Here is a 13,350-nt window from a genome sequence, read left to right on the forward strand (position 1 = left end):
CCGTTCGGGGGACGAACCTGAGGTGAGGAGGGGCGGGGAAGACGGCCAGGCCAGCGGTCGAGAATATATCACGAAAAGGTCACGATGACCCCTGGTGGGCAGTTCCCCGCCGGGACATGAGTCTAGGGCGTGCGCGGACGGGAGGCATCCGCCCGACGCCGCGTTCCCACGGCCGCGGACGCCCCTGCGGACGCCACCGCCCCCGCGGGTGTGCGCGGGGGCGGTGGCTCGGTGTGCCGGGGGCCGGTCAGCCGGAGGCGCGGCCCGCGGCCCGGCCGGCCTCCAGGCGCGCCACCGGTACTCGGAAGGGCGAGCAGGACACGTAGTCCAGCCCCACCTCGTGGAAGAAGTGCACCGAGGCCGGGTCGCCGCCGTGCTCACCGCACACGCCGAGCTTGATCCCCGGGCGCGCCGCCCGGCCCTCCTCGACGGCGATGCGGATGAGGCGGCCGACACCGTCGACGTCCAGCGACTCGAACGGAGAGACCCCGAAGACGCCCTTCTCCAGGTAGGCGGAGAAGAACGACGCCTCCACGTCGTCGCGGGAGAAGCCCCACACGGTCTGGGTGAGGTCGTTGGTGCCGAAGGAGAAGAACGCGGCGTGCTCGGCGATCTGCCCTGCGGTGAGCGCGGCACGGGGCAGCTCGATCATGGTGCCGACCGGGAAGTCCAGGTCCAGACCGTTCTCCTCCCCCACCTCGCGCAGGACGCGCAGCGCGTCGTCGCGGATGATCTCCAGTTCCTGCACCGTGCCCACCAGCGGGATCATGATCTCCGGGCGGGGACGGCCGCCCTGCCTGATCCGGTCCACCGCGGCCTGGGCGATGGCGCGCACCTGCATCGTGAACAGGCCGGGGACCACCAGGCCCAGGCGCACGCCGCGCAGGCCCAGCATCGGGTTCTGCTCGTGCAGCTTGTGCACGGCCTGGAGCACCCGCAGGTCGTTCTCGTGGCTCTCGCCGCGCGCCTCGGCCACGGCCACGCGCACCGACAGCTCGGTGATGTCGGGCAGGAACTCGTGCAGCGGCGGGTCCAGCAGGCGCACGGTGACCGGGAGGCCGTCCATGGCGCCGAGGATGCCGTTGAAGTCCTCCCGCTGCAGGGGCAGCAGTGCGCCGAGCGCCTCCCCCTGCTCGTCCTCGGTGTCGGCGAGGATGAGCCGTTCCACCAGCTGGCGGCGGTCGCCGAGGAACATGTGCTCGGTCCGGCACAGCCCGATGCCCTGGGCGCCCATGCGGCGGGCGCGGGCGGCGTCCTCGGGGGTGTCGGCGTTGGCGCGCACGTACATGCGGCGGGCGGCGTCCACGTAGTGCATCAGCCGGTCCACGGCGCGCACGAGGTCGTCGGCCTGGTCCGAGGCGGGGTCGATCTCCCCCTCGAAGTAGCGCACGACCGGGGAGTCCACCACGGCGACCTCGCCGAGGTAGACCTGGCCGCTGGTGCCGTCGATGGAGATGACGTCGCCCTCCTCGACCACCTCGCCGCCGGGCGCGGTCATCCGCCGGTTCTTGGTGTCGATGTCGAGCTCCTCGGCACCGCACACGCAGGTCTTGCCCATGCCGCGGGCGACCACGGCCGCGTGCGAGGTCTTGCCGCCGCGGCTGGTGAGGATGCCCTCGGCGGCGATCATGCCCTCCAGGTCGTCGGGGTTGGTCTCCCGGCGGCACAGGATGACCCTCTCCCCGCTGCGGGACCACTTGACGGCGGTGTAGGAGTCGAAGACGGCCTTGCCGACCGCGGCTCCGGGCGAGGCGTTCATGCCGCGGCCGATCCGGTGCACGTCGGGATCGGTGGCGGCGCTGTCGTCGAAGCGCGGGAACATCAGCTGGGCGAGCTGGTCGCCGGTGACGCGCTGGACAGCCTCGTCGAGGCTGATCATGCCCTGGTCGACGAGCTGGTCGGCGATGCGGAAGGCGGCGCCCGCGGTGCGCTTGCCCACGCGGGTCTGGAGCATCCACAGCTTGCCGCGCTCGATCGTGAACTCGATGTCGCACAGGTCGCGGTAGTGGTTCTCCAGGGTCTGCATGATGCCCATCAGCTCCTGGTAGCTGGCGGCGTCGATCTTCTCCAGGTCCGCGAGGGGGACGGTGTTGCGGATGCCGGCCACCACGTCCTCGCCCTGGGCGTTCTGGAGGTAGTCGCCGTAGACGCCGGGCTGGCCCGAGGCGGGGTCGCGGGTGAAGGCGACGCCGGTGCCCGAGTCCATACCGAGGTTGCCGAAGACCATGGAGCAGATGTTGACCGCGGTGCCCAGGTCGGAGGGGATGCGCTCCTGGCGGCGGTAGAGCACCGCGCGGGGGGCGTTCCAGGAGTCGAAGACCGCCTTGACGGCGAGGGTCATCTGCTCGCGGGGGTCGGAGGGGAAGGGGCTGCCGGTCTGCTCCTGGACGATGTCCTTGAAGCGGGCGACGAGGGCGCGAAAGTCCGCGGCGTCCAGGTCGAGGTCGTTGGTGATGCCCTTGGCCGCCTTGGCCTCCTCGATGGCCTCCTCGAAGAGCTCGCCGTCGATGTCCTGGACGGTCTTGCCGAACATCTGGATGAGGCGCCGGTAGGAGTCCCACGCGAAGCGCTCGTCGCCGCCCTGGGCGGCCAGGCCGACGACCGACTCGTCGTTGAGGCCGATGTTGAGGACGGTCTCCATCATGCCCGGCATCGAGAACCTGGCGCCCGAGCGCACGCTCACCAGGAGCGGGTCGTCGGGCTGGCCGAGCCGGCGGCCCATGGCCTTCTCCAGCTCCTTGAGGTTGGCCTCGATCTCGGCGTCGAGCCCGGCGGGGACGCTGCCATTCGACAGGTAGTGCCGGCACGCCTTCGTGGTGATCGTGAAGCCGGGGGGCACCGGTAGACCGAGGTTGGTCATCTCGGCGAGGTTGGCCCCCTTTCCGCCGAGGAGATCCTTCTGGTCCTTGCTGCCCTCGGTGAAGTTGTAGACGTACTTGGCCACGGGGGTGCTCCCTCGTTCTTCTCGACGGCTCCGCGGTGGGATCGGCCCCTCGCCCGGATGGGACCGGACTCTATCCGCACCGTGCGCGACTCCCCTGTCATGAACTCCCCGATTGCGATGTTTCCGCAGTTCAAGGAGGTTGAACAGGTCTATACCAATGGTTCAGCTCGGGTACACCGGCCCCTTGCGCCCAGACTACGACCGAAACGGGCCCGCGCCACGGCGACACCGCCGCCGACCTGGGAACTCCGTGCAGGCGCCGGAGAGCGGGTCATCCGGGAACAGGCCGCTGACGGCACTCTTTGCGCCAGAACCACACCCGCCACACCCAGGCGCGGCCGGACACGCCGACACGGGCCCGGACGCGGCGGTGTGCGAGGCGACACAGCATTACCTGGCAGTAACCTACGGGTGCGTAAGTTAGGCTGCCGGTGAGGCCCCGCACAGGCGCGGGACGGGTGGACGCGAGGAGTGCGACGGTGTCGAAGGAGCAGCAGAACCAGACCGAAACGGTGACGAGCCGAGCGCGCGAAGCCGCCGAGGACCTGCTGGAAGCGGTCAAACCCCGCCTGCGCGGGTGGCTGCACCTGGGCACCGCGCCGCTCGCCCTGGCCGCAGGCATCGTCCTGGTGTGCCTGTCACCCACCCTGCCCGCCATGGCCGCGAGCGCGGTGTACGCGCTCAGCTCGGTCCTGTTGTTCGGCACCTCGGCCGTCTACCACGTGGGCCGCTGGTCCCCCCGCGCGCAGAAGGTCCTGCGCCGCCTGGACCACTCCAACATCTACCTGATCATCGCGGGCACCTACACGCCCTTCGTGGTCCTGGTCCTGGACGGCCCGCTGCGCGCGGCGATGCTCGCGCTGATCTGGGGCGGCGCCACGGCGGGCGTGGCCTTCAAGCTGCTGTGGCTCAACGCGCCCCGGTGGCTGTCGACGGCGCTGTACCTGGCCATCGGATGGGTCGCGGTGCTGTTCATCCCCGACCTGATCGGCGGGACGAACCCGGCGACGTGGATCCTCATCCTCGTCGGCGGCGTGCTCTACAGCGTGGGCGCGGTGGTCTACGGACTCAAGCGCCCCAACCCCGCGCCCCGGTGGTTCGGCTTCCACGAGATCTTCCACTCCCTGACCATCGCGGCGTTCGTCTGCCACTATGTCGCGGTCTCCTTCGTGGTCTACACCGCCGCCTGACCCTCGCCACTGGTAATGGGAAAAGCCATTAACTAGAGTGTGCGCATGGTCTCCATCTCCCGGGAACTCCCGACCGAGTCCGAAGCCCGCCTCCGGCGGGTGCTGCGCGCCACCGACATCGAACACCTGCCGGGCCACTGGTGCTTCCGGCGCCTCACGGGGGCGCCGCCGCCGGACGCCCTGGCCACGGTCAGGGACGCCGACGGCTGGTGCGCCCTCACCCCCGCCGAGGGCGAGGTCGCCGAGCCGTTCGGCCTCACCCTGAGCACGTTCCCGCCGGGGATCGACAACAGCGGCTACATCGGGTGGGTATCGACGACCCTCAAGGAGCGCACCGGCAGCGGCGTGTTCGTGGTGTGCGGCGACAACCCCCGCCGCGGCGGCGTCTTCGACTACCTCGGGTACCCCGCCGAGGCCGCGGACGCCGTCCGCGGCGTGCTCGACGACCTGCGCCGGCCGCCGTCGGAGGACCGCCTCGGCCTCGACCTGCGGGTGTTCGAAGTGGCCGAGACCTCCGGCGCGAGCGCGATCTCCCCAGACACGCGGTTCGAGTTCCGGGAACGGGACGGCCGCGTCGAGGCCCGCTACTCCGGCGGCGCCGTCGACCAGGGCTTCCTCGTCGGCCGGCGCGAGGACGACCGCGTGACCACCGCCTACTCCCAGGTGGACGCCGCCGGGCACGCGCGGGCGGGCACCGCCGTGATGCGCCTGACCGGGGACGGCGACGGCGGTCTGCTGCTCGTCGAGGACTTCACGTGGTCGGACGGGGCGACGGGCCGCAACGTGCTCCGGGCCGCGGGGGGCACCCGTGCCCGCTGAACCCGTGGCCGTCGCGTTCGCCAACACCCGTTCCTCCCCGCACCGGGACCGCATCGCCGAGCTCGACCAGTGGCGCGCCTGGTGCGACGCCCGGCCCGGCCTCAAGGCCGTGGGACGCGCCGTCGACGCCGACGGGCTGACCCTCCTGCGCGCGGCGCGCGACGACGTCCAGGAGGTCCTGCGTGCCGCGGCGGCGCGGGAGGACCCCGACCCCGCCGTGGTCGACCGGCTGCCGGCACTCACCCGCGGCCCGGCGCCCGGGCTCGCGTGGCACGGGGACCGCTACGAGCTGACCGTGCCCGAGGGCGGGAGCCCGGCCGCGGCCCTCGCGCACCACCTGGCGGGCGCCGCGATGGGCCTGGTGGTCACCGGGCCGCCCCTCGCGGTGTGCCGGGGCCAGGGCTGCCTCAAGGTCTTCGTGGCGACCCGGGCGGACCGCCGCTGGTGCGACGGCGCCGCCTGCGGCAACCGCGCACGGGTCCGCTCGCACCACCGCAAGCGGAGCGGTCCGGACGCGTGACGGCCGCCCGTCCCGCTCGGGGACGGGCGGCCGGACCCGCCCGGTCGTCCGCGTCAGGCGAAGCCGAACACCGGCGGGAACACCAGCACGACCAGCCCCGCCCAGACCGCGTAGACCGGCAGGTAGGTCGTCTGCCATCGTTCGATCGCCGCGAAGGGGCGCGTACCCCGCACGAAGCCCGCGAGCAGCCACGCCGACCAGGCCAGGTGCACCAGCAGCACGAGGTTGAGGCCGAGCGCGGCGGTCTTGTTGGCGGTGAACCCGAACTCGGCGATACGGGTCAGCATCGCCGTCAGCGCGACGGCGTCGACCGCCAGCGCCGCTCCGACCAGCGCGAGCTGGAGCCAGTCGAAGACGCCCGGCCGGGCCATCGGGTCGCGCGCGCTGATCGAGTACAGCAGGAGGAACAGGACCAGCACCAGCACGGCGTCCATGAGGATGAGCAGGCCGCGGTCCACCGTGGTCAGCGGCCCGTTCACCAGGAGCGCCACCAGGTCCGCCACCAGCATCACCAGCGCCAGCGGCGTGAAGACCCGGGTCAGCACGGGCGCGATGTTCTCCACCACGCTCTTCTTGGCCTCCACCAGCCACGCGGCCACCAGCAGCGCGCCGGGCAGGCCGAACGGCAGGAGCCAGTCCTCCAGGACCGGTTCGAGGTCGATCTCGACCACGGAGAGCACGCCGAAGGTGAGTCCGACCAGGACCGCCGACCCCAGCATGATCAGCGCCAGGTACATCGCCAGTTCGCCCATGAAGCGCACGAAGTCCATGCGCCGCTCGTGGGACCGCCAGTGCCCTCCCGTGTGCAGGACACCCACGAGCAGCCACAGCAGGACCGGAGCGTGCGTCAACGCGAGCACGGCGGTCATCCCCGGCGCCGGCTGGGCACCGCCGGGGATCATCGCGAACGGGTAGAGGTTCACCGCCAGGGCGGGCACCGCCGCGACGGCGGCCACCGCCGCGCACACGCGCCACGGCACGCGCCGCTTCCAGGCGAACCACCCCGCCAGGAACGGGAGCACCACGAAGGCGATGTTGCGGAACTGCGCGAACTCGTCGTCGACCGAGGCGACCAGGAGCTTGACCGCCAGGCCCGCGCCGAGCGCGAACGCCAGGACCACGCCGAGCTCGCGCCAGCGCGAGAGGCCGCCCGCGCCGTCGTCGACCTCGGGGACCAGGACCAGCTGCTTCCAGAGCCGGTGGGCGTGCTCGCGCGCGAACTCGCGCGACACCTCGTCCAGGTTGCCCATGCGCTTGACCGCGACGAGGAAGGCCTCCTCGTCGTCGAGGCCGTTGGACTCCAGGTCGGCGATCTGTTCCCGCAGGTGGTCCTCCATCTCCTCGATGTCCGGTGGGGAGATGGCCCGGCGGCGGCGCACGAACCCGCGCCACTGGTCGATCTGGGCCTCCAGGACACCCTCTCGGGACGTGTCGCTCATCAGGCGAACCCCCCTGCCGCGGCGTCCCCGAGGACCGGTGGACGCGAGGCGGCCTGCCACACCTGCGTGAGCGCGCCGGCGACGACGTCCCACTGCTTGCGCCGCTCGGCCAGCGTCTCCAGCCCGGCCTGCGTGATCGCGTAGTGCTTGCGCCGCCGTCCCGCGTCGGACGTGCCCCAGGAGGCCTGGACGTAGCCGTTGCGCTCCAGGCGGTGCAGCAGCGGGTAGAGCATCCCGTCGGTCCACTGCATGCGCCCGTCGGAGAGTTCGTTGACGCGTTTGACGATGGCGTAGCCGTAGGACTCGCCCTCGGCCAGGATGCCCAGGACGAGCGGTGTGGCCGACGCGGCGACCAGATCCTTGTCGATGTGCACGTGCACTTCCCATACCTAGTTCTGCTAGGGATAGTTACCCTAGCAGAACTAGACATAGCGGTGCGAGGCATCGCGTTCGGTGGGCGAACGCACGACGGCCCGCCTCCCCTGGTCGGGGAAGCGGGCCGTCGACGCAAGCGGAACTACGCGGCTAGCAGCCGGGCAGGCGCTCCACCAGGTACATCTCCACCTGGTCGAGGGAGACGCGCTCCTGGGACATGGTGTCGCGCTCGCGCACGGTCACCGCATTGTCCTCCAGGGTGTCGAAGTCCACCGTCACGCAGAACGGGGTGCCGATCTCGTCCTGGCGGCGGTAGCGGCGGCCGATGGCGCCGGCGTCGTCGAACTCCACGTTCCAGCGCTTGCGCAGCGCGGCCGCCAGGTCGCGCGCCTTCGGCGACAGGTCGGTGTTGCGCGACAGCGGCAGCACGGCGACCTTGACCGGCGACAGGCGCGGGTCCAGCCGCATCACGGCGCGCTTCTCCAGCTTGCCCTTGGCGTTGGGCGCCTCGTCGACGTTGTAGGCGTCCAGCATGAAGGTGAGCACCGTGCGGTCGACACCGGCCGCGGGCTCGATGACGTACGGGAAGTACCGCTCGTTCTTCTCCTGGTCGAAGAAGGACAGGTCGGTACCCGAGGCCTCCGAGTGCGTCCGCAGGTCGTAGTCGGTGCGGTTGGCGACGCCCTCCAGCTCACCCCACTCGCCACCCTGGAAGTTGAACCGGTACTCGATGTCCACGGTCCGGGTGGAGTAGTGGGACAGCTTCTCCTTCGGGTGCTCGTACAGGCGCAGGTTGTCCTTGGCGATGCCCAGGTCCAGGTACCACTGGTAACGGGTGTCGATCCAGTACTGGTGCCATTCCTCGTCACTGCCCGGACGGACGAAGAACTCCATCTCCATCTGCTCGAACTCGCGGGTCCGGAAGATGAAGTTGCCGGGGGTGATCTCGTTGCGGAACGACTTGCCGATCTGGCCGATGCCGAACGGGATCTTGCGGCGGGCGCTCTGCTCGACGTTCTTGTAGTTGACGAAGATGCCCTGGGCGGTCTCCGGGCGCAGGTAGGCCAGGCCCTTGTCGTCCTGGACCGGGCCCAGGTGGGTGCGCAGCAGGCCGTTGAACATGCGCGGCTCGGTGAAGGAGTCCTTGGCGCCGCAGTTGGGGCAGGCCAGGGCCTTCAGGCCCTCCTCGGGCTCGCGGCCGTGCTTCTCCTCGTAGGCCTCGATGAGGTGGTCGGCCCGGAAGCGCTTGTGGCAGGACTGGCACTCGGTGAGCGGGTCGACGAACGCCTTGACGTGGCCGGAGGCCTCCCAGACCTCGCGGGCCAGGATGACGCTGGAGTCGAGGCCGACGATGTCGTCGCGCTCCTGCACCATGGAGCGCCACCACTGGCGCTTGACGTTGGCCTTGAGCTCCACGCCCAGGGGACCGTAGTCCCAGGCGGCGCGCAGGCCGCCGTAGATCTCACTCGAGGGGTAGACCAGGCCTCGACGCTTGGCGAGGTTGACCAGTGCGTCCATTGCCTCTGACTTGGCGGCCATGGGTGACTCTCCATCCGGCTGGCGGTCGGTGGATCGCGGTGCGCGATACATCGTTGTGGTCGGGGCGCGAAACGCGTGACGAACCGGGGAGTGGCACGTCAGACGGCCGCGTCCACCCAGGCTAGAGCACGCGGGGACCCTGGTGCGCACGATTTCCGCCGTGGCGCGGGGCCCGGCGGCCCCCGTCGTTCAGCCGCGGGACCCCTCGCTGGTGAGGAGCTCGAAGGCGGTCGGCTCGTCGATGCAGCGGGAGAGCAGGGGCACCGCGTGGACCTTGACGTCGAAGTCGGAGAGCGCCCTGCGGTAGAACCCGGCGCCCTCCCACTCCGTGACCACGGTCCACAGGGACGGATCATCGGCGGCCCTGCCCAGCCGGTGGCCCAGGAAGCCCGGACGGCGGGAGAGCACCTCGACCGCGACCGCGGCGTCGGACTGGAAGGCCTCGGTGTCGGCCTCGGGCACGGAGTAGCGGGTGATGACGATCACGCCACCATTGTGGCCTACCCGGCGGACCCGCGGCGCCGGGACGGGACGGCGGGACGGGACGGCGGGACGGGACGGCGGGACGGGACGGCGTGGACGGCCGCCGCCCGCCCTCCGCCGTCCCCGCGCGTCCCGTACCGGCGGTCAGTCCCGGCCGAAGACCCGGTCCACGACCCGTTCGGCGGCATGGCCGTCGTCCAGGGGGCAGAACCGTTCGACGAAGGACCGGTAGGTGCCCCGGTGCTCCTCGGCGACCCGGTCGATGTCCAGCAGGGCGCCGATGACGTCGTCGGAGCGCGTGAGCAGCGGCCCCGGCGCGGTCTCCTCGAAGTCGAAGTAGAACCCGCGCAGGTTGTCCCGGTAGCTCTCGAGGTCGTAGGTGAAGAAGAGCATGGGGCGGCCGGTGTTGGCGAAGTCGAACATCATCGACGAGTAGTCGGTGACCAGGACGTCGGTGACCAGGAACAGCTCCATGATCTCCGGGTAGAGGGAGACGTCGTAGACGAAGTCCTCGCCCACGATCGGCACGCTGTCCACGACCCGCGGGTGGCGGCGCACCAGCAGCACGTGGTCCTCGCCCAGCTTCTCGTACATCCGCCGCAGGTCCAGGTGCAGGTCGAGCTTGTGCTTGCCGCGCGTGTAGTACTTGTCGTCCCGCCAGGTCGGAGCGTAGAGCACGACCTTCTTGCCCTCCGGCAGACCGAGGCGGCGCCGCGTGCGCTCGGCGAGGGCCTCCCGGTCCGGCGAGAAGAAGATGTCGTTGCGCGGGTAGCCGGTCTCCAGGATCTCGCCCTCGAAGCGGAAGGCGCTGCGCAGGATGGGCGTCGCCCAGGGGCTGGGCGAGACCAGGTAGTCCCACTGCCGGGTCTCCCAGGCGAGCATGTCGAAGTAGTCGCGGGACTTGCCCCGGATGTTCTCGACGTCGAAGCCGATCCGCTTGAGCATCGACCCGTGCCAGGTCTGGACGACCACCTGGTCGGGCCGGGCGTCGAACCACGCCGGCTGGCGCGAGTTGGTCACCAGGTAGCGGCTGCGCGCCAGGGCCTCGTAGTACTCGCGGCCCCGGTGGCGCACGGGCGCCAGGTCCGCGGGCGGGCGCACCTGCCCGTCGGCGACCAGCCAGGACATGGGGTAGTCGGCCCACCGTCCGCGCCGGCGCAGCTCCTCGTGGATGCTCCGCGGGCTGTCGGAGTACTGGCGGCCGGTGTAGGTGTCGAACAGCACCCCGTCCACGACCGGCGTGTGGCGCTGGGCCGCGTAGAAGCCCTCGCGCAGCTCGCGCTGGGCGAAGGCGCCGCGCTCGGCCGGGTGCAGGTCGGTCCCGACCCGCAGGACCGGCAGGCCGTGGCCCTTGTAGGAGAGCGTGTAGGTGCGCTCGGAGGTCTGCATCGCCAGCGGCAGGTGCGAGATGAGCTCCTCGGAGAACTCCACGCCGACGTCGGTGGAGCCGGCGCCGTCGAGGTCGGCCACCCGCCCCCACAGCTGGTAGCCGCCGGCGGGCAGGGACAGCTCACCGGACAGCGTGGGGACGTCGGCGGGCGCGAAGCGCGCGGTGAAGCGGCTTCCGGAACGCTCCACCTCCAGTGCGTGCTCCTCGTCGCGGCCCTGGGCCCTGACCATGAGCTCCAGCTCGGCGCCGGAGGTGAAGTCGCCGCTGAGGACGAGCCGGCGCCCCTCCCAGGCGGCCCGCTCGACCACGGGGCGCGCGTGTCCGGCGCGCAGCGCGAGGTGGCCGGTCGCCGTGCGCTGCACGACCAGCTCCTGGTGCGAGCCCTCGACGGCGTAGGTACTGCCGTGGACGGAGTCCGGCAGGACCGGCGCGACGCTCTCCTGGTCGGCGGTGACCAGATGGGCGTCCCACACCTCCTGGCGGACGACCCCTCCGCACTCGATGACGGCACGGTCGAGGAGGTCGGCCGCGCGCACGCGGGCGCTGATCCGCCCGCCGTGCGCGGTCAGCGGGTAGTGGAGCACGGCGGTGCCGGGCCGACGGGTCAGGCGCAGCTCGGTGGCCCGGTCCGCGGGCGCCGAGACCGTTTCGCCCTCCAGTTCGAGCTCGCCCGTGCGGGAGTCGAAGCGGTGGCCGGTGACCAGGGCCTGCGAAGGCTCGACGGTGACGACCAGGTGGCGGTCCCGGTTCCACCGGGGCCGCACCCACAGGTCGTCGTCGACCTGCTGGTAACCGGGCCGTTCCGGCGGCCCGGCGACCGGGTTGCCGATGATCCTGCGGCGGGCCAGGCCCCGGTTGACCACGACCAGCTCGACCTTCCAGTCGCCGGGCGCCAGGCGTCCGCCCACGCGCAGGCGCCGAGGGTCGACGATGACCGTGAACCCGCCGTAGTCGTGGCGGGCGGCGTCGACCAGGTCCGGAAGGCGGTACTCGGCGGCCAGGCGCGTGCGCACGGGGAGCCTGACCCTGCGGCGGGTGGAGGCGTTCACGGCGAACGCGACCACGTGCTGCTGCCAGCGCTTGCGGGCGCGCAGGTGCCGGATGCCGACGCGGCCGCTGATGTGCAGGCGGCCGTCCTTCCAGTGGACGTCCTCGGTCTTCTGGCGGACCTTGAGCTCTTCGTCGAGCCGGTACACCTCCCGCGGCACGGTCTTGGCGGGGTCGGTGGCGTCGAAGAAGGGGTAGCGGATGTAGTAGCCGAGACCGCGCCGGACCACGGTCGCCTTCTTGATCTCCACGCTCTTGGCGAAGGTCGCGACCTCCAGGACGTCGTCCAGGCGCCGCTTGCGCACCAGGTGGCACAGGAGGCGGTCGAGGACGCCCAGGCCGCGCAACAGGCGCGGGGACACATGGTCCAGATACGCGTTGAGCAGGTCGAGGGCGAGGTCGCGGACCTCCTTGTCGGCGTCGTCCAGGCGCAGCAGCAGCTGGCGGAGCTCGCCCTGGATCAGGGCGCGGTCCCAGAGCTGCCGGTCGGCGGTGCTCAGACCGGCGGCCAGGACGCCCATGGCGTGCAGGCGGCGGGTGAGGGCCTCCGGCTCCAGGGGGACGGCACCGGACTCGCGTCGGCGCTCGAGCAGCACCGGGGCGGGCAGGACGTCGACGGCGGCGGCCGCCAGGGCGGCGCGGCGCAGGCCCAGGTCCGCGTCCTCGGGCGCGAGGCCGTGGTCGGTCAGGGAGTTCCAGAACTCCCGGAGCCAGAGCTTGTTGCCCAGAGCGGAGTCCGACGCCAGTGCGGGGATGGCGCGGGGGTCCTCGGCCATGCGGTGGTTGGCGCAGAGTCTGCGGTGGAACCTGGACGGGGAGGCGCCCAGCTCGTTGAACCGGTAGACGTTGCCCACGACCAGGTCGGAGCGGGTGTCAGCGGCGCTGGCGGCGAGGTAGGACACGGCGTAGCCGGTGAGCGCGTCACCGCCGTCCAGGAAGAGCAGGTGGGTGCCCGAGGCCGCGGCGGCGCCGCGCACCCGCGCGGCGGGGCGGTGCGGTGCGGGGTCGGTGCCGGCGAGCACGGCGGTCAGCCCGGGCGGCGGGGACTCGGCGAAGGCGGCGGCGACCGCCACGGCGTCCTCGCGCGTGCCCTCGACCGTCTCGTCGCCCTGCTCGGCGTCCTCGCCCCGCTCCGCGGCGTCGGTCTCCTCCGCGCCGTCGTCGTCGGCGGAGGGATCGGCGGCCGCGCCCTCCGCGGCGGAGACGGCGGGGCGGGAGTCGTCGCCGACCGCCGCGCGGACGGGGACGAGGACGACCTCGAAGCCCGGCGCGGGACCGGCCGCGCTGTCGCCGCCCGCGTCGCGCCGGCGGGCCAGGGAGTCGAGGCAGTGCTGCAGGTGAGGCTCGGTGACGTCGAACGTCACGATGACTGTTGGTTCGGGCACGGAAGTAGACACCCTCCGAAGGGTTCGTCGCCATGGGCGACGTGCGGACACGACGCGGTCCGCGTTGTCAGGCGGATACCACTGAATGTAGAGGATCACTGACTCACGGTGCGCCCCGGACGTCGTTCACCGGACGGCGGGAGCGGACCGCACCGCGGATCGGCGCTCGGAGGCCGATCCGGATTCCGCCTCGAAGGGGGTCCGCTGGAGCGCCCGCCC

General features: G+C 71.7%; 9 protein-coding genes. 3 read left to right on the forward strand and 6 right to left on the reverse strand.

Annotated elements, in window-relative coordinates:
- Positions 1-247: 247 nt before the first annotated feature.
- The gene (gene ppdK, locus DFP74_RS28890) at positions 248-2,944 is read right to left on the reverse strand and encodes a pyruvate, phosphate dikinase (RefSeq protein WP_121186570.1); all 2,697 of its coding nucleotides are present in this window, start codon (positions 2,942-2,944) and stop codon (positions 248-250) included.
- A gap of 479 nt (positions 2,945-3,423) precedes the next feature.
- Between ppdK and DFP74_RS28895 the strand changes: the two genes are divergently transcribed.
- From DFP74_RS28895 to DFP74_RS28905, 3 genes are read left to right on the forward strand one after another with little or no spacing between them, the layout of a single operon-like run.
- Positions 3,424-4,134 (forward strand): hemolysin III family protein, encoded by a 711-nt coding sequence (locus DFP74_RS28895; protein ID WP_121186572.1) that lies wholly within the window; start codon positions 3,424-3,426, stop codon positions 4,132-4,134.
- Positions 4,135-4,179: 45 nt separating this feature from the next.
- A complete protein-coding gene (locus tag DFP74_RS34055) occupies positions 4,180-4,953 on the forward strand; it encodes a DUF6196 family protein (protein WP_199725809.1) in 774 nt (257 codons plus the stop codon).
- A complete protein-coding gene (locus DFP74_RS28905) occupies positions 4,943-5,473 on the forward strand; it encodes a CGNR zinc finger domain-containing protein (RefSeq protein WP_121186574.1) in 531 nt (176 codons plus the stop codon). The genes DFP74_RS34055 and DFP74_RS28905 overlap by 11 nt, the downstream gene beginning before the upstream one ends.
- A 53-nt stretch (positions 5,474-5,526) precedes the next feature.
- On the opposite strand, the gene DFP74_RS28910 is transcribed toward DFP74_RS28905, so the two are convergent.
- The 5 genes from DFP74_RS28910 to DFP74_RS28930 all read right to left on the reverse strand — a co-directional run bounded on the left by DFP74_RS28910 (position 5,527) and on the right by DFP74_RS28930 (position 13,131).
- Complete coding sequence (locus DFP74_RS28910; RefSeq protein ID WP_121186576.1) at positions 5,527-6,912, reverse strand: permease prefix domain 1-containing protein; 1,386 nt, start codon at positions 6,910-6,912, stop codon at positions 5,527-5,529.
- Positions 6,912-7,286, reverse strand: coding sequence for a PadR family transcriptional regulator (locus DFP74_RS28915; protein ID WP_121188595.1), 375 nt, complete (start codon positions 7,284-7,286; stop codon positions 6,912-6,914). Before DFP74_RS28915 ends, DFP74_RS28910 begins: the two co-directional genes overlap by 1 nt.
- A 151-nt stretch (positions 7,287-7,437) precedes the next feature.
- On the reverse strand, positions 7,438-8,826 hold the full coding sequence (locus DFP74_RS28920) for a glycine--tRNA ligase (RefSeq protein WP_199725810.1): 1,389 nt from the start codon (positions 8,824-8,826) through the stop codon (positions 7,438-7,440).
- A gap of 189 nt (positions 8,827-9,015) precedes the next feature.
- A complete protein-coding gene (locus DFP74_RS28925; RefSeq protein ID WP_121186580.1) occupies positions 9,016-9,312 on the reverse strand; it encodes an antibiotic biosynthesis monooxygenase in 297 nt (98 codons plus the stop codon).
- Positions 9,313-9,453: 141 nt separating this feature from the next.
- Positions 9,454-13,131 carry a CDP-glycerol glycerophosphotransferase family protein gene (locus DFP74_RS28930; RefSeq protein ID WP_121186582.1) on the reverse strand — a complete coding sequence of 1,226 codons (3,678 nt, stop codon included), beginning with the start codon at positions 13,129-13,131 and terminating at the stop codon, positions 9,454-9,456.
- Positions 13,132-13,350: the final 219 nt, after the last annotated feature.

The sequence above is a fragment of the Nocardiopsis sp. Huas11 genome (assembly GCF_003634495.1).
In the GTDB taxonomy this organism is placed as follows: Bacteria; Actinomycetota; Actinomycetes; order Streptosporangiales; family Streptosporangiaceae; genus Nocardiopsis.